Source organism: Sanguibacter sp. TS_SC_8, assembly GCF_055361235.1.
Genome location: NZ_CM143955.1, coordinates 3,427,547 through 3,448,602, shown reverse-complemented (window position 1 = coordinate 3,448,602; position 21,056 = coordinate 3,427,547). Strand labels below are relative to the sequence as shown.

The following is a 21,056-nucleotide window of genomic DNA, read 5'->3' as shown; positions in this document are numbered from 1 at the left end:
TCCGTACTCGTAGATCAGGTCAGGGTTCTACCGGCGCGGCGCCGGCGATGCGGTGCACCGCGACGGTCAGCTCCGACTCGCGGGCCACATCGACGGCGCGCAGCCGCCCGGCGTCGATCTGCAGCGGGCGGACCCGGCGCCGGGTCACCCCGCCCGCGGGCCCGACCATCTCCAGCCACACCTCGCGGCCGTCGGCCGCCGCCTCACGCAGCAGTCCCAACGCGACCAGCGGGTCAGATGTTCCCGCACCGCCCCCCACGAAACCACCCCTGCCGCCGTCCCCGCCGCGTCCCGTGCCCGACGACGCAACGACCGGCCCGCCGGGCCCCGCGCCCTGGGCGCGGCGCGCCTGGGTGAGCTCGCTCTGGTCCCGCAGCCGGGTGATGAGGCCCTGGAGACGCTCGGTGCGCTCGGGGGCGCTGAGCACCCGCTCGGGGGCGCCGTCGACGGACCTCGAATGGCTCACTCGCCGGCTGCGTCGTCCCGGGAGGCGCACGTGCGCGGCGCGGCGGTCGGCCACGACGACGTTCCCGTCGCGGTCTTCCATCGCGGGGGACAGGCCGCGCTCGCGGAGCGCGGCGAGCAGCGTGGCGGCCGGTGCGGTGGCCGCCAGGACGGTCGGGGCCAGGGCGAACAGGCCGAGGGCGGCGAGCTTGGGGTCCTCGACCAGGCCCGCCAGGAGCACCGGGTCCTCGACCCGGACGTAGCTGGCCGCCACGCCCAGGCGCACGCGGCCGTGGCGGCGCGCGGCGTCGTGCACGAGGTAGTCCAAGGGCTGGGGGATCGGGCCGCGGGAGTGGTGGGCCAGCTCGTCCAGGAGGCCGGCGGCGGTGCGTCCGGCGTCGAGCGCGCGGGTGATGGAGGCCCCGGTGAACCGGACGGTGATGGCCGCCCCGCGGGACTCCACGTCGGCGGAGTCGGCGAGCAGCGCCTCGAGGGCGGGCGTGGGGCGCCCCGGCACGATCCCGGTGAGGTCGCCTTGCAGCAGGACCTCGTCGACGGGCTCGGGGAGCGTGGCGGCGAGGGAGGCGGCGAGAGCAAGGCGGGTGGCGTCGTCGGGCACGGTGAGCGGGGGAGCGGCGGCGAGCAGCTGGCCGCCGGTGGCCAGCGCGCCGGCGCCGGTGATCCCGAGCAGGGCCGCCTCGCGCAGCAGCGCGGCCACGGGGCCGCGGGGTGGGGCGGACCGGGGGGAGCGCCAGGTGAGGACGTCGGTGACGGCGTCGGCGTCGACGGCGGCGAGCGGGGCCTGGGCGAGCAGGCGGAGGATCTCCGAGCGCAGGCGCGGGATCCACACCCGGTGCAGCTCTGGCTCCAGGGCGCTGCGCAGGGTGCCACGGTCGTCGCGCGCCCCGACCAGCCAGGGCGCCCGGGCCGAGGTGCACCAGGGGGCGACGAGGGCGACCCAGCGGTCGGGCAGGTCGGCGGCCAGCCAGTCGTCGGCCTCCAGGGTGGGGGCGAAGACGGCCGGGTCGCCGCCGTCGCCGGTGATGAGGGCGGCCACCTGGGCCAGCTCGACGACGAAGGCCGTGGCCTCCTCGTCGAGGTCGAGCTGCTGGGCGAGGCGGCGCAGCTCGCGGACGCCCAGCCCGCCGGACTTGAGGGCGGGGGCGGGGGTGACCTGCCAGGTGGCCACGACCTCGGCGACCAGCCGGACGATCTCCTGGGCGGCGCGAGCGGACTCGGCGTCGACGGTGGCCTGGGCCAGGGACGGCGCCGGGAGGGTGGGGGCGGGGGGCAGCCCGCGGTGGGTGCGCCCGGAGCGCAGGTCCATCGCGATCTCGCGGGGGAGCAGCACGTGGTGGGCGTCGACCTGGCGGACGAATCCCGCGTCGATGAGCCAGCGGGTGGGGGCGGAGGTCGGGCTCGTGGGGGCGGTCGGGATCCGGCCCACCGGGGGCCCCCACTGCAGGGCCGCGAGGATCGCGCGGGCGCCGGCCGGGGCGTCCGGGGAGTCGAGGAGCGTGAGGTCGGGGCGGTCGTCGTGGGGGCGCAGCGCAGGGCCGAGGCCGGCGGGGTAGGCGTCGAGGGTGTCGTCGATGCCGGGGGCGGGGCGGTGGGCGCCCGGGTTGCTCTGCCAGAGGAGGGCGAGGTCGGTGAGGTGGTCGAGGACGGCGGGGAGGGCGGCGGCGTCGGGTGCGTCGGGGGAGGCCGCGATCGCGGCGATGACGAGGTCGATGGTGACGGTCTCCCCGAGGGAGTCGAGGACCGCCACCGACTCCAGGACCGTGAGGTGCACGGCGTCGAGTGCGGCGGTGGCGCGCTGCAGGCTCGCGCGGCTGGTCGCCCGGGCCGCGAGGGAGAGCAGGGTGGACGGCGACGGCGATGCGAGGTCGGCGCGGTGGGTGAGCAGTGCCACGAGCTGCGCGTCGGAGCGCGCACGGAGCCAGTCGCTGAACGTCACCACGGGTGTGACTTTACGTCGTCCCCGCTCGGTGCTGGGTCGTGCGTCTGGTCTGCAGGTACCAGGCGGCGAAGAATCCGAGGGCTGCCCCGGCGGTGTTGGCGAGGACGTCCTGGAGGGTCCCGAACCGTTCCGGACGCAGGACCGACTGGGCGATCTCGGCCAGGGATGACAGGATCGCGGCGCTGCCCACCACCTGCCACCAGCGCAGACGCGGAGTGGTCAGTGCCACGAGGAAGCCGATCGGGACGAAGAGGGCGACGTTCGCGGTGAACTCGATGCGGGAGTACGTCACCCAACCGAGGCCGTGGGCGGCCAGAGAGCGCGTCAGCGTGGCGAGTGGACCGGCGGCTGAGGCATCAACCGGGGTGGGCCAGGCGAGCACCGCTAGAACCCCGAGGGCGTAGACGGCGAGCACGGCTGCGACGAGGTGACGATGGTGCCGAGAGATGATCCTTGCGCCCCTCATACAACGTCGAGTACTGCCGATAATGACCCCAAAGCCCGGGTGCGGTGTCCGGGCTGATTCGATCTACATGGGAGAATCTACCGTGGGTCTCGCCGGCCTTGGGGGTTCTAGGGGGATTCGTGACTGCGACCGAACTTGTCCAGCGCGCCGTTGTCGAAGGGCAAGGTGGCCAGGCAGCGGGTGGGTCAACCGCCCAAGCGCGGAGGTTCCGGCCGTATGTCCTTCGCATCGCGGGCACCGACGTCATCGCCGCTGCTGTTGCCATCGCCGTAGCTTTTGTCGTGCGGTTCGACGCCGATGGGGCGGCGCGAGTCGGCGGTGAGTTCTCCCCGAGCTACCTGGTGGTGTCCGTGGTGCTTTTCGCGGCATGGACCGGGGCGCTGGTCCTTGGGCGTACATATGACCACCGCATCGTCGGCGTAGGGCCTACCGAGTACCAGCGAGTCTGGCAGGCATCCTGGCGGCTGGGCGCTGCCGTCGCAGTCGTGGCCTACATGCTGCGCATGGAGATCGGACGAGGTTACCTGGGCATCGCGTTCCCCCTCGGCCTCGCGTTCATCCTCCTGGGGCGGTACTCATGGCGCCAGTGGCTGCACCGACAGCGCGCGGCTGGGTTGCTCCAGTCCACAGTGCTCGTGGTGGGACACCTGCGCAAGGCGGCGTTGTTGGTCACGGAGCTCAAGGATGCACCGAACACCGGATTCGGTGTGATAGGAGCATGCGTGCCCGCCGGCGAAGCGCTCGAAGGCGAAGCCGTAGGTGTTGAGATCCTGGGGTCAATGGACGATGCTGCGACGCTTGCCATCGACCACGAGGTGGACATTGTTGCCGTCGTCGGGTCGGACAACATGACGACTGAGGCGCTACGCCGACTGGGCTGGGACCTCGAGGGAACTGGCATCGATATCGCGCTGACGATGGCGATCAGGGATGTGGCGGGACCGCGCGTGACGATGCAGCCGGTCAACGGCCTGCCGTTGGTCTACGTCGATGAGCCGCGGTTCGCTGGACCCAAGTACGCGCTTAAGTCCGCCATGGACTGGGTGTTGGCGTTCGTGATCCTCGTGGCCATCTCTCCAGTACTCGCGGTGATTGCTGCTCTTGTGAAGGCCACCAGTCGCGGACCTGTGTTCTACCGGCAGGAGCGGGTGGGGGTCGGCAGCAAGACCTTCAAGATGATCAAGTTCCGATCGATGGTCGCGGACGCGCATAGCCGACTGGACGAGGCGCTGGCGGCCGAGGGGATAGAGAGCGTAGGACCTTTCTACAAGCCGAAGAACGATGCCCGCGTAACGGGCCTGGGGCAAGTGCTACGAAAGTACTCCTTGGACGAACTCCCCCAGCTCGTGAACGTGTTGCGCGGGGAGATGAGCCTCGTTGGTCCTCGGCCGCAGATAGACCGCGAGGTCGCGCAATACGACAGGGTGGCACATCGCCGTTTGCTGGTGAAGCCCGGGCTTACAGGACTCTGGCAAGTCTCAGGCCGTTCGGAACTCAGTGTTGACGAAGGGATCCGGATGGACGTTTTCTATGCGGAGAACTGGACGATCTTCGGCGATCTCCTGATCCTGGCGCGGACTGCGAAAGCGATGGTCGCGGGTGAGGGTGCCTACTAGTCGCGTGCGCGCTACCCAGGACCTCGACGCAACGCACTCCACCTCAACTACCGCCTCAGCGCGTTTGCAGATCTTCTTGAGCGCTTGGGATCCGTGTCCAGCCATGAACGAAATCCGAAATCCCGGCGCCTGAGCGCCCACGTCCCCTGGGAGGCCCCGGACGAGAAGTACCCTACAGATTGCTGGAAGATCTGGTGCGCCTCTCGTCGAGCCAACCCGACTCGATGTCTAGCCCGTCCGAAACTCGCGAAATTGGATGCCCTCTGACCATGGCCGTCGTGGTAGTTGTAGCCGTCCGGGGAAACGGAGCCTCCCGGTGCCGTGCGCGCGGGGCCATATGCTAAGAAAGGTCAACCATGCCATCCACTGAAACAGCACCCAAAACGTCTCGATCACGGGTTGTCTATACGGCACTGTTGGGCGACTACGAAAAGATGATTCCTCGCACGCCATTGCGGGAAAGTGATATCGACTGCATCATTTTCACTGATTCGCGGACTGCGGTCGCACCCGAGGGTTGGCGATGTGTCCACGTCTTCCCGCGGTTCCCCCAAGACACGGTAAGGAGCGCCAGATTCCTAAAGATTATGGGACACCCCGAGTTGCAGAAGTATGCCGAAACGCTGTGGGTGGACAACAGGGTTGTGCTGACAGGGGATGTGCATCAACTTTTCGACCTACTCGGCGATCACGACATTGCGATTCCTCAACACTCGTTCCGCGAGTCAGTTTTGAACGAGTTTACAGAGGTGATTGCATCCGGCTATGACGCGCCAGACCGGGTTCGGATGATGTACGAAATTGCACGAGAGGCGGGAGTTCTTCAGGAACGACCCCTTTGGACGGGCCTGATGGTGCGCAGACAATCGCCCGTGACGACAGGAGTGATGCGAATTTGGTACGAACTGCTACTACTCACAACTCGTCGGGATCAGTTGTCAATAAATGTTGCACTCACCAGATCACCCGCACGTGTACGGGTCCTGGACATCGACAATCTGCAATCACGGTTCCACGGGTGGGAATCCCACAATAATATGGGACGAGATAAGTCGATCCAGATCTGGAGGTCGCGGCGCTCAATGATTCTGCTCGTTGGGGATGTGATCAGGTCAATTCCCGGGGGCCGGAAAGCGCTTCGGGGCCTCTCCCGCATGGGACTTGTGTTGCCGAGTCTCCCGAAGTAACAAGTCGGACAGGAACGGAACCATGAGGCACAGAGTGCGTCTGAGATCGCGTTGGGATGAGAACCCAGAGTGTTGCCGAGGCCAGGAAAAACCCGGCAACTGCAAACCAAGTACTTCCGAGAGCGGGTGTCAATGCCCATGATTTCCACGCTTCCACCGAAAGATCCGGCGCCCTTAGCCCGTCGACAAGCAAAAATCTCGCGCCGTTCTTCCAAAGCAGACGACGAAATACACGAAGCCAGAAGACGTTCGAGGGCTTTCGCTTGGCTCTGCACTCTGCAGGCGCTCGCAAGTATGTCCACAGGAGCACTGACTTTCACGAAGCACCCTCACGATTGGCGAGTGCTTACGGGATCGCTGGAGACAGAGTCATGGGTCTTGGCTGCGGCCACCGTCCTGCGGTTGCTCGTTCTTCTCGTATGCGTCGGGATCTTCTTTTCGCATGGGGGGATGAGTACGACTCCGACTTTGGGACTATTCGTCTTGCTAGCGATCCCTGCCTACCTGTTCTATGCGGGGCTGCACGATGGGACTGGCTTCACTGGAAAGCTCCTGGAACTCGTACAGATTCTTGTCTTCTGTATGGCGCTCGTAGCCCTGAGGCCGAGGCCCCATGACCTTTCGGTGATTGGGGCAATCGGCGTTGCGACTGCTATGTTCTCACTAGGCTATGCTGGAGCATTTCCGGACAACGCATTTATGCCCGATGGTTGGAATCAGAAGTGGCTTCCAGCTATACCAGCTCTCGCGGGTCCGTTCAACCACTCGAATACCCTTGGCCTGCTCCTCGCACTGTCGGCGCCGTTCACGCTGTATTTCAAGAAGCGGCGGTCACGACGGTTGGCGATTGCTATTTTGGTTCTGGTCGTCGTATCGAGTGCGTCAAGGACCGCAATGATTGGACTCGTCGTCGCGGCGGTGCTCTACTGGGTGTGGACGATAGCAGCCGAATCGCGGCGGAAACTTTTCCAGACGGGGTTAATTGGAATGGGTCTAGCCATTGTCGGGGTACCGCTAGCATCGCAGAATGCTAGTGATTTCTCAGATCGCGGAATAATCTGGTCGTGGGCGTTTGATCAGTTCACACGCGACAGTCAATATATCTTGGGCGCTGCGGCAACCTGGCCCTCTCGTGCCACACCGTGGAGTGAGGGAGCGCCCGCCACCTCGGCTCATAATCTAGCCGTACACTGGTTCTTTACGGGGGGGCTGTTGCTTGTAGTCGTAGGCCTCTTTGTGCTTGTAGCGTATGCTCGTCGCGCGCTCAGTCTCGAGATACTCGGCGACTCGCCCGCCGTCGCGTTGCATCTCGCGACGCTGTTGTTTGTCTCTCTATTTGAGTTTGTGTTTGTGATTTCGCCTGGATCTCCGCTCTTCTTAGTGGTCGCGCTCCCGGTAGGTGCTGTACTGACTATCCAATCGGGCGCGGAACGTCGTCCGGGCATACAACGAAGGCAATGGTGAGCACGGATGCGCAAGAACACCAGAACTGTGGGAAGAGTCGCACCTGGCGGACGCCATATTCTCAACGAGGAATTGAATGCGGAGAAGGCCGCGTCTCAGATTGGACCGTCGAGCGTAGTTGTCGCGGGAATCGTCACATACAATCCGGAGATTGATCTCCTGCTCGAGAATGTGCGGGCGATCGCGCCCCAAGTGAGCCGCGTCATTGTCTTTGACAACGGATCCGAAAATGTGGATCTCCTGCGGGAGAGCCTTCGGCAGTACGCCAGGACTGAACTGGTCGAGCATCCGGACAATCTGGGAGTTGCTGGTGCCCTAAATAGACTAGCAGAACGTGCCCGCGGTCACGGGGCGTCTTGGCTGGTGACACTTGATCAGGACAGTGTCTCCGGTCCTGAGATGGTCTCTGAAATGGTGCTCGCCTCGGAGGGGTCTGTGGGTATGGTGACACCCTTCATCATCGACCGAAACAAGCTCACGCTGCCAGAGTATCAGCGCGCCGATCTTCCTTCAGTTCAGTACTACAAGCACGCGGCCAGCAAAGGTGCGATCACATCGGGGGCGCTTCTTAGTTTGGAAGCACTGCTCAGTGTCGGCGGCTTCGATGAGCGATTCTTTATTGACTATGTTGACTATGATTTGAACATGCGCCTATTTAGGGGCGGCTATCGAATTGCGCGTGCAAATCGGGCTTATCTACATCATCAGGTTGGGGATGCTTGGGCAACGAGGCTTTGGACACCGCGACGCTCGATGGATGGGCACTGGAGCTGGGAGCGATTCTACGCTTTTGGGCACGGGTCAACTCGCTGCTACCACAAGGCGCGGAATCGGATCTTCTATTCTCGGAAGCACTGGCGCAGCATCGGCTGGGCAAATGAGGGGATTGTTCAAATTCCCCAGCAGGTCATATTGACCGTGCTATTTGAGACGGACCGTGTCGCCAAGCTTCGCTCGTTCGGCCGAGGAATCATTGATGGTATGCGTACTCCACTCAGATAGGCCCGGCATAGGGGCATTCCGGTTCACGGTGTTGCCAGGATTCATCTGGGCGACAAGTCGCGGAGGGTGATGAGCGCGATCCGGTCGGGGCAATGACCAGAACCAACACTACGTCTAGTATGCGCGTGCCAAACTTGGCCGCAGTCGTCCCTCACGTGTTTTGCGATTTCTCGCATAGATCCAGGAGCAATTGCTATGAGTCCGAATGAACCTGCCAGTGATAGTGTCGTTGACCTTCCGACGTCGACTGGCGTCGACAAAGGCTCGTCATTGGGGCGCCGTCCACATACGATGTCGAGGAATGTTCTGGTCGCGGCTATCGGAAACTTCGTGCCGCCTCTTGCTGCGATAGCCACACAACCAATCCTCGCGCAGAGTCTGGGTGTCGAAGGAAGGGGGGAAGTTGCCGCGGCAACGGCTCCGCTTCTGCTGGCCATTGTAGTAATGGGTCTGGGGATACCGGAGTCTCTCACTTTTTTCGTTGCCCGTCGTGCGGCTCAGATGCTCCGTTTGGCACTGTGGGCGATGTTCGCGCTTTGCATTGCCGGTTTCGTTGGTACTTTGCTGGTTTTCGCTTTCTCAAGTTCGCTGAGTGCGCAAGACCAAGAGTTGGCAGGACTTATCGGGTTGGCTTCACTTGCGCTGACTCCTGGACTTTTCGTGAGTGGCCTTCGCGGCGTGGCGGCGGGCCAGCAGCGATGGAGTCTGATCGCCTGGGAGCGCAGCGCTTCTGCGTGTCTCCGCTTCACCTTGATAGGCGTTTTGGCTATAGCGGATCAATTGTCAGTTGTCTCGGCTACTGCTGTAATCGGATTGACCACGTTCGCTGGTGGATTGGCCTACGCCGCTGTGCTTCGTAGGCGAGCCTATAACGGTGCTCGGGAGCAGATTGGAGAGCTTCCAAGATTCTACACCTATGCTGGTCGTATTTGGTTGGGAGCATCGGCGGGAGTCTTGTACTCGAGGGTCGATCAATTACTAGTTGCACCATTGTCTGGAGTGCAACAGCTGGGTGTGTATGCGGTGGCAGCCAGTATCAGTGAAGTGGTACTGCTTTTGAACTTGGCGATTCGGGATGTCGTGTTTTCGGCGGAGTCTGCAGCTCTCCACGATGTTCGTTCCCGGGAGGCTGCGCGCATTTCGACGCTTATCACTTTCTTTGGAGGTGGAATCTTGGCCCTGGTTACCCCTTGGATGGTGCCCTGGCTTTTTGGCGATGATTTTCGTGCTGCGGTGCCTGTCGTGCTAATTCTCATTGCGGCAGCGATTGTGGGAAACCCGGGATCAGTGGCGGGTGCGGTGCTGAGCGGTCGTGGGCGCCCTGGGCTTCGCAGTCTTTCGCTCGCCATCGGTCTAGTGGTCAACGTTGTCGGAGTGTTGTTGTTGGTTCCGGTCCACGGGGCGGTTGGGGCTGCTCTGGCCACTCTCATTGCTAGCGCCGTCGCGGGCAATAATCTCAACGTCGTGTGGATGCGAGTTGTGTATGGTGTTCCTATGGCTGATTTCTTTCTGGTGCGGGGTGCGGACATTCGTGTCTTGTGGACTCTAGCGGGGCGGTTATTGCGAAAAGGGATTGGATGATGCTTGACTATTCGGACGGTCGGCGTGACTCCCCGTCCACTTGAGTTCGATCACCTGGGATGTAGCTTCCCTGCTTCGGACCCGCTGATGACAGATTGGCTGGATGGAGGCGCGGGTGCTCGGGGAGGTCGCCAGATGCAGGGTAGGGAAGCTCAGGGCACTCTGATGGGCAGGAGTCGCGACCTGTGGTCAGGTGAGTGTCTAGCTGGCTTGCAAGATCGTGGCGGTTTCGTGTTCCCTTCCATTCCTACATACCGCGCGGTCAGGACCCAACCGGCCTAGCGCCGTGGTGGACGTAGAGATCAGAAGGTGCACGGTTGCCCACCTGCTCGGTGCCGCCTGGGTTGAGGCGCGACCTTCACGCTAGGTTTGGCCCATGCGCATCTCAGTGATCGGTTGTGGCTACCTCGGTGCTGTCCACGCTGCCTGTATGGCAGACCTCGGCCACCACGTCGTCGGCGTGGATGTCGATGCAGGCAAGATTGCCGCGCTAGCCGAAGGACGAGCCCCCTTCCACGAGCCCGGCTTCCCCGAGCTCCTCGCTCGCGCCCTCGACTCCGGACGCCTCGAGTTCACCACTGACCTCGCCCGCGCGGCCGATGCTGAAGTCCACTTCGTGTGCGTCGGCACCCCGCAACGCCCAGGCAGCGACGCGGCAGACATGACGTATGTCGACGCTTCCATCACCGACCTGGCCGAGGTGATCAGGTCGAGTGAGCGGACCCCCCTGGTCGTCGGCAAGTCCACCGTCCCCGTCGGAACCGCAGCCCGCCTCGCCGCCCAGCTCGAGTCCGTCGGATCCGCGTTGATCTGGAACCCCGAGTTCCTCCGCGAGGGCTACGCGGTCCACGACACCCTGACCCCGGACCGCATCGTCTACGGCCTTCCGCCCGGCGCCGCCGGCGACGCAGCCCGCGACACCCTCGACGACGTCTACGCCGACCAGCTCCGCCGCGGTATCCCTCGCCTGACCACCGACTACGCCACGGCCGAGCTCGTCAAGGTCGCCGCCAACTCCTTCCTCGCCACGAAGATCTCCTTCATCAACGCCATGGCCGAGATCTGCGAGCTCACCGGGGCCGACGTCACCCAGCTCGCCGGCGCGATCGGGATGGACGACCGGATCGGCAAGAAGTTCCTCCAGGCCGGCGTAGGCTTCGGGGGAGGGTGCCTGCCCAAGGACATCCGCGCCTTCACCGCCCGGGCCGACGAGCTCGGTGCCCACGACTCGGTGGGCTTCCTCCGTGAGGTGGACAAGATCAACCTGCGGCGCCGCGACCGCGTGGTGCACCTGGCGCAGGAGGCCCTGGGTGACCGGCTCGCCGGGGCGAAGGTGACCATCTTGGGCGCCGCCTTCAAGCCGCACTCCGACGACCTGCGGGACTCACCCGCCGTCGAGGTCGCGACCCGGCTGCGCGACCTGGGCGCCGACGTCGTCGTCACCGACCCAGAGGCGCTCGCCCCGCTCGCCCGCCTGCACCCCACGCTCCGCCAGACCGACCAGACTGACGACGCGCTCAAGGGCGCGGACCTCGTGGTGCTGGTGACCGAGTGGCGCGAGTACGTGGTCCTCGACCCCGTAGAGACGGCAGCCCTCGTCAACAGCCCCGTCATCATCGACGGCCGCAACGTGCTCAACCCGGCCAAGTGGCGCGCCGCAGGGTGGACGTACCACGGCCTGGGACGGCCCTGACCGAGGCGGTTTCGGCCGCCGGTTAGGCGACTGGCCCGTTCTGCACGGATAATGAGCGTGACTCACTGTCGGGCGCAGGCCCGATACCCTGTGAGGTCACATCCCGACGAGCACTGGCGAGGACTCACGTGCCCACCGGCAAGGTCAAATTCTTCGATGTAGAACGCGGTTTCGGCTTCATTGCGAGCGATGACGGCGAGCAGGTGTTCCTGCACGCCTCGGCGCTGCCCGAGGGCATGACGTCGCCCAAGCCCGGAGCCAAGGTCGAGTTCGGCGTCGCCGACGGACGCAAGGGCCCCCAGGCCCTCTCCGTGAAGTTCCTGGACCCCGTGCCCTCGGTCGCCAAGGCGCAGCGCAAGTCCGCTGACGACATGGCGGTCATCGTCGAGGATCTCATCAAACTCTTGGACGGCTTGGGGAACTCGTTGCGACGGGGACGCTACCCGGAGAAGTCGGCGGCGTCGAAGGTCGCGACCGTGCTCCGAGCTGTCGCGGACGACATCGAGGCTTAAAACACATGCCAGCAGCAACATCCACAAGCCCGGCCCCGCGCACGCGGGCACCCCGGGCGAAGCCGGACGCGGTCCTCCTGGGGGCCGTCGACATCGCCCTCCACGCGGCCCAGGACGCGGCCGAGCACGCCGGCGACGTCGGTGAGCACCTCGGTGCCACGACCGACGCCGAGCGGCTCGTCTCCCACACCTTCGCGTGCACGATGCGCGGCTACCGGGGGTGGCACTGGACGGTCACCCTCGCCCGGGCCCCCCGCGCCAAGAACGCCACGGTGTGCGAGGTCGAGCTGCTCCCCGGCGACGACGCGATCCTCGCCCCCGAGTGGCTGCCGTGGTCGGAGCGCCTGCGCCCCGGCGACATCGGCCCCGGCGACGTGCTGCCCTTCGCGGCCGACGACCCGCGCCTGGAGCCCGGGTACACCCCGACCGGCGACGAGGAGCAGGACTACGTCGCGATCGAGGAGCTGGCCCTGGCCCGCATCCGCGTGCTCTCCCCCGAGGGCCGCGACGCGGCCGCGAAGCGCTGGTACGAGGGCTCCCACGGCCCGACGACGCCCGGCGCCATCCAGGCCGCAGCCGGCTGCGGATCCTGCGGGTTCATCGTCCCGCTGCAGGGCGCACTGGGACAGCTCTTCGGCGTGTGCGTCAACGAGTGGTCGCCCGACGACGGCCGCGTGGTCTCCCTCGACCACGGCTGCGGCGCGCACTCCGAGACCGACGTGCCCGCGCACCCCACGGACTGGCCGGACTCCGACCCCGTCATCAACGAGATGAAGCTCGAGATGGTCGACATGGTCGAGCGGGACACGACCGACGCCGCAGCGCCTGAAGCCGCAGCGCCGGACGCCCAAGCTGTGGAGACCGCAGTGGCAGACGCCGCAGTGCCGGAAGCGGACGCTGCACCCGAGTGACGACCGATCCGTTCGGGACCGCTGAGCTGCGCTCAGCGGTCCTGGACGCCTGGCAGCGGTCACCGGCCCGGTTCCGCGAAGACGCGAACACCGAGGAAGACCACGCGACCGGGTACTACCGCGACCGCGTGATCGTCGAGCTCGCCCAGAACGCCGCCGACGCCGCCACCCGCGCCGGAGTGCCGGGCCGCCTCGCGCTCCGGCTGGTCGAAGACGACCACGGAGCCCGCCTCGTCGCCGCGAACACCGGCGCAGGCCTGGATGCGGACGGCGTCGCCTCGCTCGCCTCCCTGCGCGCCTCCGCCAAGACCGGGGCACCGGCCGCAGGAGCGGTCGGACGGTTCGGCGTCGGCTTCGCCGCCGTGCGCTCGGTGTCCGACGACATCACCGTCACCTCCCGCGACGGCGGCGTGCGGTTCAGCCTCGACGAGGCCACCGCCGCGCTGGCCCACCTGCCCGCACTCGCCGAGCAGATCAGCGCCCGGGGAACCGCGCTGCCGATCCTGCGGCTGCCTTTCCCGGCCGCCGACCACTCGCCCGCCCACCCCTCACCCACCGACCACGCACCAACCGGCGACCTCACCGGTTTCGACACCGTCGTCACCCTGATCCTGCGCGACGCCGCGGCCGTCGCCGCGGTCCGGCACCAGCTGGCCGCGGTCGACGACGCGCTCCTGCTGGCGCTGCCGGCCCTCGACGAGGTCGAGATCACCGACGGTGACCAGCGCGTCCTGCGCGACGCCCCGGCCCGGTGGATCGCGGTGACCCGCACCGGCGCAGTGCCGCCCGCCCTCCTGGCCTCCCGGCCGGTCGAGGAGCGGACCCGCACCGGGTGGTCGGTCACCTGGGCCTCCCCCCGCGACCCCGCCCACCACGTGACGGACAACGTGCTGCACGCCCCGACCCCCACCGACGAACCGCTCTCCCTGCCCGCGCTGCTCCTGGCGACCTTCCCCCTCGACCCCTCGCGCCGACACGTGGCCGAGGGTGATCTTGCCCAGTTCATGGTCGCCGCCGCGGCCGCGACCTACGCCGAGCTGGCCCTCCAGGTCCCGCACCCGCTCGACCTCGTCCCCACCAGCCTGCCGCGCGGGCGCCTCGACGCCGAGCTCTGCGAGGCGGTCATCGAGGAGCTGCGCACCGCGCCAATCTTCTCCGGGCGCCCCGCCGCCGACGTCACCGTCATCGAGGGGGAGGTGAGCGGCGCCCTGGTCGCGGCGCTGGCCCCCACCGGCCTCGGCGTCGTCGACGTGGACCGGCGCCACCTGGCCGCCGCACGGCGCCTGGGTGCACCCGTGCGGTCCCTCGCCGACGTCATCGACGCCCTCCCCGACGCGCTCACCCCCCGCCAGTGGCATGGCCTCTACGACGCGCTCGCGCCCTACGCCGACCAGGACCGCGCCGCGCGCGAGGCCCTCGACGCGATCCTCGTCCCGTGCACGGACGGCGGGACCGTCCGCGGCCTGCACGGCCTGGTCCTCAGCCAGGGCGCGGCCCCGGCGGCGATCGAGGGGCTGCGCGTCGTGCATCCGGACGCGGCGCACCCCCTGCTGCACCGCCTGGGTGCCCTGCCCGACGACGACCCCGCCGTCCTGCACCTCCCAGCGGTGGAGCAGGCCGTCCGGCGCGCCGGTGAGGACCTCCTGGACCGCGACGTCGACCGGCCCGGCGCCTCTGCCGTCCCGGGCGAGCTCGCCGCGGTGATCTCCCTCGTCGACCGCGTCGTCGCCGCCCGTGACCTCACACCTGCGGACCTGCCGGGCTGGTTCTCCCTCCTGCCGCTGCCCGGCGACGACGGGCTGTGGCAGCGCGCCGACGAGCTGTCCTGGCCGGGCACGTGGGCCGCCGAGCACCTCGACCTGGCCTCGGTGGATACCGCGAGGATCCCGGTCCTCACCGAGGAGACCGCCCGTGTGCTCGGCGTGCGCTTCACCCTCGCGGCCCAGCTCGTGGATCCCGCTGGCGACGTGACCCTGCCCGGGTGGGCCGACTACGAGGACTACCTGTCCGGGCTGCTCGAGGGCCGGGAGAGCGCCGACGCGGTGTGGACCATCGCCGACCTCGACGTCGTCCACGACGCCTCCTGGCCCGCGGTGCTCGAGCGCCTCACTCACGACGGCGACCTCAACCGCGCCCTCGTGACGCGGGTGCGCCCCGGCGCGGCCGGGACCGGGACGGTGACCGAGGCGCTCTCCTACGCCGCCTGGTATCTGCGCGACGTCTTCGGCGCACCGTGGGTGCTCGATGCACCGGCCGGGCGGGGGAGCAGTGACGAGGCGGGACGGGACCCGCGGGAGGATCTGCGGGTTATTCTCGCGCCGCAGCCGGCGGACCTGGGGGACCTGGGTGAGGTTGACCCGGAGCTGGTGCGCGCCCTGGGCGGTGTCGCGACCTCCCGCGACCTGGACCGGTTCCTGGCGACACCAGACCCCACGGCCTGGGACGGGTTCTTCGCGGGGCTGAGCGGCTCCCTGGACGATGCGACGAGGATCGGGACCGCGGTAGCGCTGCCGCTGGCCCGGGTCGTGTGGACCGCGCTTGAGCGCGCCTGCCAGGGCGGACTCGAGCTGGATGCTCTGCCCGAGGTGATGATCGCGCTGCAGGGTGTCACCGCCCGGATCGTCGCCGCCGACGACGTCGTGGTCACCGACGAGCCGATGTGGGCGCAGGTCCGGGCGGTCGTCCCGGTCACCGCGCCGCATCTGCTCGGGGCGGTCGCCGACGCCCTCGACTGCGATATCCCGGACGCTGCCGCCGTGTCGATCCAGGGCGGCAGCGACGACGCCGACGACACGGACGAGCCCGGCGCCCCGGTCACCCGGGAGGTCCCGGACTGGATCGCCGACCTCGTGCCGGGTGTGCCCGGTGGCTGGACCGAGCACCCCCAGCTCAGCGTCGACGGCCGCGAGGTCGACTGGTGGGTCGGGGCGGGCGGTGAGGTGCACGTGCGGGCCGGTGGGCCGGCGTCGGGCATCGCTCAGGCGTGCGCGCAGGTGGCGGGGCGCTGGGAGACCCGCCACCTGCTCGAGATCGCCTTGGGGGAGGGCCGGCGCCGCGCGGACCTGGCGTCCGCGTGCGCCTGGGACGACCTCACCCCCCTGACGAGCTCAGCCCTTGACGGCGCCGCTCATGACGACCTCGGCGATGGCCCGTACCGCGGGAGCGAGCTGGGCGAACGACTCCCCGTAGACACGCGCCGACCGACCGTACGGGTCCACGACGTCGTCGTCGTCGGGGATGGAGTGCACCTGGCCGCGCTGCGCGGCGGCCAGCGGGAGCAGCGCGGCGAGGCGCTCGGCGGGGGTGCCCAGGGGGAGGGCGTCGGGCGGCACGCTGTCGCTGAGACGGGCCAGTTCGCGGACGGTGAAGGTACGCCGCAGCGCGCCGGGGAACAGCTCGACGATTCGCGAGCGGTGCGAGCGGGTCAGGGCCAGGACGAGGCGGGTCTCGCGCAGCATCGTCTCGGTGAGCTGCCGGGCGGCGAAGCGGTCGGGGGACGCGCCGTCGGCGGCGAGCAGCCGGGCCATCTCGTCCGGGATCGGCGACCCGACCATCGCGTGGGTACCGGCCGAGGCGACCGCGATGCCGGAGTCCGGGCCGAGGGAGGCCGCCAGCAGACGCTCGACCGCGGGGGACCGGCAGATGTTGCCGGTGCAGACCGCGAGAACGGTGAAGGGGGCAGCAGGGTCTGGCACTGACACGGGCAGGCTCCAGTCTGTTGGTGAGGCGACGCCCGGTGGTGCGCACGAAGGCGTCACCACCAGGTCGGGTGCGACCAGTGTCCCGCACCCGGGCGGGCTGACGGCACGGCTAAACTCGCGGTGCTTGTGTGGCCTGCTCGAACGACCCTGGGGGAACGCTGTGACGCACGAGAAGTGGGGCAGCCAGTGGCACATCCCTGAGGGTGCCGGTCGAGCGCCCGACCGCGACCGCAGCGGCGCGCGACGGCACGTCCGCTCATCCCCTCGCCGCGCCCGCCGCACCGCCCGCCGCGTCCTCCTCGCGGTGACGGGTGTGCTCGTCCTCGTGGTCGGCTGGGGGGCGTGGCTTGCCGTGGACGGCCTGCAGGCCTACGACGACCTCCAGGCAGCAGCCGAGCTTGTCTCCACGTTCGAGGAGCAGGCGCTGACCGGTGACGCGGCAGGGAGCGCTGTGACTCTCACGGCGCTCCAGCAGCACGCCGGCGCCGCTCGCGACGCGCTGCACGGCCCGCACTGGTCGCTGGCCGCGCAGGTGCCACGCCTGGGCGCCAACGTCACGGCGGTGCAGGTGGTCAGCGAGGTGGTCGACGACCTCGCCCAGCGCACCCTGCCGTCCCTCCTGGACGTGCTGGACCAGGTGGACCCCCGATCCTTCGAGCTCGTGGACGGCCGGATCGACCTCGCTCCCATCGCCGCTGCGGCCCCAACCGTGCTGGCGGCCCAGAAGTCCGTCCAGGACCAGCAGACCCGGATCGGTGACGTTGCCGCGCTGCGCCTCATCGGCGCGGTGGCGACCCCGGTCAACGACCTGGACGGCCAGCTCAGGGACCTTGCCTCGACCATGAGCACGGCAGGCAAGGCGGTCCAGCTGCTCCCCTCGATGCTCGGCCACGACGGCCCGCGCCACTACCTGCTGCTCGTCCAGAACACCGCCGAGCCTCGCGCCACCGGAGGAATCCCCGGATCGGTCCTGCTGCTGCGCGCCGAGGGCGGCGCCGTGAGCATCCTCGACCAGCGCTCCGGCGGCGAGATGGGCAACCTGGCTGCCCCGGTGCTCGACCTGACCTCCGAGGAGATGTCGCTGTTCGGCCCTGACCTGGGGGCGGACATGCGCGACGTGAACTTCACCCCCGACTTCCCCCGGTCCGCCCAGATCGCCGCGGCGATCTGGGCCCAGGAGGTGGGCGGGGAGATCGACGGCGTGCTGTCCATGGACCCCGGAACGCTCGCCCTGGTGCTGGGGGCGACCGGCCCGGTCCCGATGCCACCGGGACCGGTCGCCGACGTCGCCGGCCCGCTGCTCACCGCGGAGAACGCGACCCAGGTGCTGCTCAACGAGGTGTACCTGAGCATCGAGGACCCGGCCGAGCAGGACGAGTTCTTCACCCTCACCGCCGCGATGGTCTTCGCCGCAGCGGTGTCCGGGCAGGGTGACCCCGCAGCCATCGTCGACGCGCTCGTGGCGGCGGCCGGCCAGGACCGGCTCATGGTGTGGTCCTCCCGCGCGGAGGAACAGGCGCAGCTGACCGGCACGGTCATCTCCGGCGACCTCGAGGGAGCCGACGGCGACTCGCCCGTGGTGGGGGTGTACCTCAACGACGGGACCGCCGCCAAGATGGGGTACTACCTGCGGGCCGAGGCCACCGTGGACGCAGACGTGTGCGTCGGTGAGGGCTCCCGGCTGGTCACGGTGAGTCTCACCCTGACGAACACCGCACCCGCCGACGCGGCCGACCTGCCCGCGTATCTCACCGGCGGCGGGACGGTGGTCCCGGCGGGAGAGATCCGCACCAACGTGCTCCTCTATGCCCCGGCCGGCGGTCTCATCGAGGATGTCCGGCTCAGCGAGGGCCAGCCCGGGTTCTCCTCGCAGGTGCACGACGGCCTCGCGGTAGCTGCTCTGACGCAACAACTCATACCTGGGCAGTCGGTGACGATGAGTTACGACGTGACGACTGGCCCGTTCTCGGGACCTGTCACGATTCGGGCAACTCCGCTCGAGGACTTGCGGGTGACCAGCGCAGAGGCTCCAACACAGTGTGGCTCTGACGTGTAGCATCGCAGGGAAAACAGTTTCCGTCGTGGTTCTACGGCGGTGCACCGCCAAAAGGGGATTCTTTCCATGAACCGTCGTTCTGTTCTGATCGCGACCGCAGCTGTCTCGCTCATCGCGCTGCCCTCCGCCGCCATGGCGTACGAGGCGCCGGGCGTCGACGTCACGGTCACGGATGCCACCCCCGCCCTGGGCGCGCCGATCACACTGACGATCTCTGGTGCTGAGCCCAACGAGCTCGTCGGGCTCACCGTGACGTCGAACCCGACCTCGCTGCCCAACGACTCGATCACCATCGCCGGGACCAAGTCCTTCGCGAAGGTCGCCAACGCCAGCGGCGTCGTCACCTTCACGGTGACCTTCAGCTCCGGTGGAGTCTTCACGGCCGTGGCCGAGGGCACCGCGAGCGGCCTGCTCGGTGACCAGGTCCTGACCGCCGCAGACGGTGGAGCGGCAACCCTCCCCGTGACCGGCGCCACCACGACCGGTGGCGCACTCGCGATCACCGGCTCGAACGCGACCACCCTGGCGCTCGGCGCCGGCGTGCTCGTCGCCGCCGGTGGCGCAGCAGTCGTCGTCGCGCGTCGTCGCAAGGCGTCGCAGTCCGCCTGAGCGCCCCTCGCGCCTGTGGCTTGAGTGAGACAGAAGGGCCCGAACTCCACTGGAGTTCGGGCCCTTCTGCGTGCTCCCGGGTCCGGCGCGTCTCCGCCGAGCTCGTGAACCCTCCGCCGAGCTCGTGAGCCAGCGCCGGTCACGAGCGGAGTCCGGCGGTGGCTCACGAGGTCGGCGAGCCGCTCACGAGGTCGGCGAGCGGTAGACCTAGTGCCCCATCGGGGCGCCCGGCCAGGTGCGAGGCGACTCGGCCTCGTCCTGCAGCACGCTCGCGAGGGACGCGACCTCCTGTCCGTCCGGCATGCGCCGGGAGCGCTGCGTCGCGCTGACGCGCTCCGGGCCGGCCGATGCCGCCTGAGGAGCCGGGCTCTTCCGGGCACCGGACTGCTCCTTGGCTCGCGTCGTGGATGCGGGCCTCTTAGAACCCTTGTCACTCTTGGTGCCCTTGGACTTCTTGGTGGGCTTCGCCGGTTCCAGGGGGGCGTAGTCGTAGTACGAGTAGCCCTCGTTCTTCTTGTGGGTCAGGCGGTTGACGACCAGGCCGAGGACCCGGGCACCGACGGTCTCCAGAGACCGCATCGACTCACCGAGCTGCTGGCGGTTGACGGTGTTGGCACCCACCACGACCAGCGCACCGCCGGTGATCCGGGAGAGCACGGCCGCGTCGGTGACGGGCAGCAGCGGCGGGGTGTCGATGAGCACGATGTCGTAGGTGTTGCTCAGCGTCTCCAGCAGGTTCGCCATCGAGGTCGACCCGAGCAGCTCGCTCGGGTTCGGCGGAATCTGCCCGGAGGCGAGCACGTGGAGGTTGCCGTTGCCCCACGGCTGGACCACGTCCTCGATGCTCGCCTGGCCGATGAGCACCGTGGTGAGGCCGACGCTTCCCTCGATCTCCATGTACGGGGCGATGGACGGGCGGCGCAGGTCGGCATCGACCAAGATGACCTTCGCTCCGGAGTCGGCCAGCGTGATTGCCAGGTTGACCGACGTGGTCGACTTCCCTTCACCCGGAAGGGTGGAGGTGATGACGATCGTGCGTGGGCGGCCGGCGACGTCGAGGAACTGCAGGTTGGTCCGCAGCCGGCGGAAGGCCTCCGCGCGCGGGCTCTGCGGGTGGGTCTGCACGATGAGCGGGTGCTTGGGCGCGTCCTCGTCGAAGTCGATCTTGCCGATGATCGAGGACTCGGTGACCTGGCGGATGTGCGCCTCGGTCCGGATGCCCGTGTCGAGAACCTCCCGCAGCACCGCGATGCCGACGCCGAGCGCGAGCCCGACGAGCATGCCGAGCGCGATGTTCAGCTTGGTGTTGGGAGCCGCGGGGAAGACCGGTGCCGTCGCGAGACGCACCGGGCTGATCTTGACCGGGGAAGCATCGTCGTCGGGCTTCTCGAGCTCGGTGACCTGCGTCGCGAGGGAGTCGGCCGTCGCGTTGGCGATGTCGCTGGCGATCTGGGGATCGATATCGGTCGCGGTGATGTTGATGAGCACCGTGTCGAGGGGAGAGTCCGCACTGATCATCTTGGCGAGCTCGTCCGGCGTGGTCGCCAGGTCCAGGTGCTCGATGACCGGGGTGAGGACCCGGGGGCTGGTCACCAGGTCGGTGTAGGACTTGACCTGCTTCTGGGTGAAGCTGCTGCCCTGGAGCAGGTCGTTGGTCGTCCCACCGGTCCGGACTGAGACGAAGACCTGTGCGCGGGCCTCGAACGTCGGTGTGGTGAGCATCGAGACCAGGAGACCTGCTGCTGCCGCGAGGACCGTGATGACCGTGATGGAGACCCATCGCGCCCGGAGAATCTTGATGTAGTCCTGAAGTTCCACGCGCAACTACTCCCGTTGTGGTTCGGCTCTTCGGCC

At 67.9% G+C, this 21,056-nt stretch carries 13 protein-coding genes and 1 pseudogene; 10 read left to right on the top strand and 4 right to left on the bottom strand.

From position 1 onward, the window contains the following. Nucleotides 1-19 precede the first annotated feature (19 nt). The gene (locus ACWA15_RS15580) at nt 20-2,404 is read right to left on the bottom strand and encodes a helicase-associated domain-containing protein (RefSeq protein WP_464056360.1); all 2,385 of its coding nucleotides are present in this window, start codon (nt 2,402-2,404) and stop codon (nt 20-22) included. Between the two features lie 10 nt (nt 2,405-2,414). Continuing rightward, nucleotides 2,415-2,870 (bottom strand): VanZ family protein, encoded by a 456-nt coding sequence (locus tag ACWA15_RS15575; protein ID WP_464056359.1) that lies wholly within the window; start codon nt 2,868-2,870, stop codon nt 2,415-2,417. Nucleotides 2,871-2,989: 119 nt separating this feature from the next. On the opposite strand from ACWA15_RS15575, the gene ACWA15_RS15570 reads away from it, so the two are divergent. The 8 genes and pseudogenes from ACWA15_RS15570 to ACWA15_RS15535 all read left to right on the top strand — a co-directional run. Continuing rightward, nucleotides 2,990-4,486, top strand: a complete 1,497-nt coding sequence (locus ACWA15_RS15570; RefSeq protein WP_464056358.1) for a sugar transferase — start codon at nt 2,990-2,992, stop codon at nt 4,484-4,486. 356 nt (nt 4,487-4,842) lie between these two features. Further along, nucleotides 4,843-5,673 carry a glycosyltransferase domain-containing protein gene (locus tag ACWA15_RS15565; protein WP_464056357.1) on the top strand — a complete coding sequence of 277 codons (831 nt, stop codon included), beginning with the start codon at nt 4,843-4,845 and terminating at the stop codon, nt 5,671-5,673. Between the two features lie 1,470 nt (nt 5,674-7,143). Next, nucleotides 7,144-8,139, top strand: a complete 996-nt coding sequence (locus tag ACWA15_RS15560; RefSeq protein ID WP_464056355.1) for a glycosyltransferase — start codon at nt 7,144-7,146, stop codon at nt 8,137-8,139. A 195-nt stretch (nt 8,140-8,334) separates the two neighbouring features. After that, a complete protein-coding gene (locus ACWA15_RS15555) occupies nt 8,335-9,720 on the top strand; it encodes a lipopolysaccharide biosynthesis protein (RefSeq protein WP_464056354.1) in 1,386 nt (461 codons plus the stop codon). Between the two features lie 376 nt (nt 9,721-10,096). Further along, nucleotides 10,097-11,413: a UDP-glucose dehydrogenase family protein gene (locus ACWA15_RS15550; protein ID WP_464056352.1), complete on the top strand. Its 1,317-nt coding sequence runs from the start codon at nt 10,097-10,099 to the stop codon at nt 11,411-11,413. A 128-nt stretch (nt 11,414-11,541) separates the two neighbouring features. Then, the gene (locus ACWA15_RS15545) at nt 11,542-11,925 is read left to right on the top strand and encodes a cold-shock protein (RefSeq protein ID WP_464056351.1); all 384 of its coding nucleotides are present in this window, start codon (nt 11,542-11,544) and stop codon (nt 11,923-11,925) included. Between the two features lie 5 nt (nt 11,926-11,930). Next, nucleotides 11,931-12,836 (top strand): DUF3027 domain-containing protein, encoded by a 906-nt coding sequence (locus ACWA15_RS15540; protein WP_464056350.1) that lies wholly within the window; start codon nt 11,931-11,933, stop codon nt 12,834-12,836. Continuing rightward, nucleotides 12,833-13,168 (top strand): annotated as a pseudogene (locus ACWA15_RS15535) (sacsin N-terminal ATP-binding-like domain-containing protein); the annotation flags it as partial. The gene ACWA15_RS15540 and the pseudogene ACWA15_RS15535, both read left to right, overlap by 4 nt. Nucleotides 13,169-15,943: 2,775 nt before the next feature. On the opposite strand, the gene ACWA15_RS15530 reads toward ACWA15_RS15535, so the two are convergent. Continuing rightward, entirely contained in the window at nt 15,944-16,732 is a 789-nt protein-coding gene (locus ACWA15_RS15530) for an arsenate reductase/protein-tyrosine-phosphatase family protein (protein WP_464059537.1), read from the bottom strand. Here ACWA15_RS15530 and ACWA15_RS15525 point away from each other — a divergent pair. Both ACWA15_RS15525 and ACWA15_RS15520 read left to right on the top strand, forming a co-directional pair. Then, nucleotides 16,698-18,593 (top strand): DUF4012 domain-containing protein, encoded by a 1,896-nt coding sequence (locus ACWA15_RS15525; protein WP_464056349.1) that lies wholly within the window; start codon nt 16,698-16,700, stop codon nt 18,591-18,593. The genes ACWA15_RS15530 and ACWA15_RS15525 overlap by 35 nt on opposite strands. A gap of 66 nt (nt 18,594-18,659) precedes the next feature. Further along, nucleotides 18,660-19,202 carry an LPXTG cell wall anchor domain-containing protein gene (locus tag ACWA15_RS15520; protein ID WP_464056348.1) on the top strand — a complete coding sequence of 181 codons (543 nt, stop codon included), beginning with the start codon at nt 18,660-18,662 and terminating at the stop codon, nt 19,200-19,202. A gap of 207 nt (nt 19,203-19,409) precedes the next feature. Here ACWA15_RS15520 and ACWA15_RS15515 read toward each other — a convergent pair whose 3' ends face one another. Next, complete coding sequence (locus tag ACWA15_RS15515; RefSeq protein ID WP_464056347.1) at nt 19,410-21,020, bottom strand: tyrosine-protein kinase domain-containing protein; 1,611 nt, start codon at nt 21,018-21,020, stop codon at nt 19,410-19,412. Nucleotides 21,021-21,056: the final 36 nt, after the last annotated feature.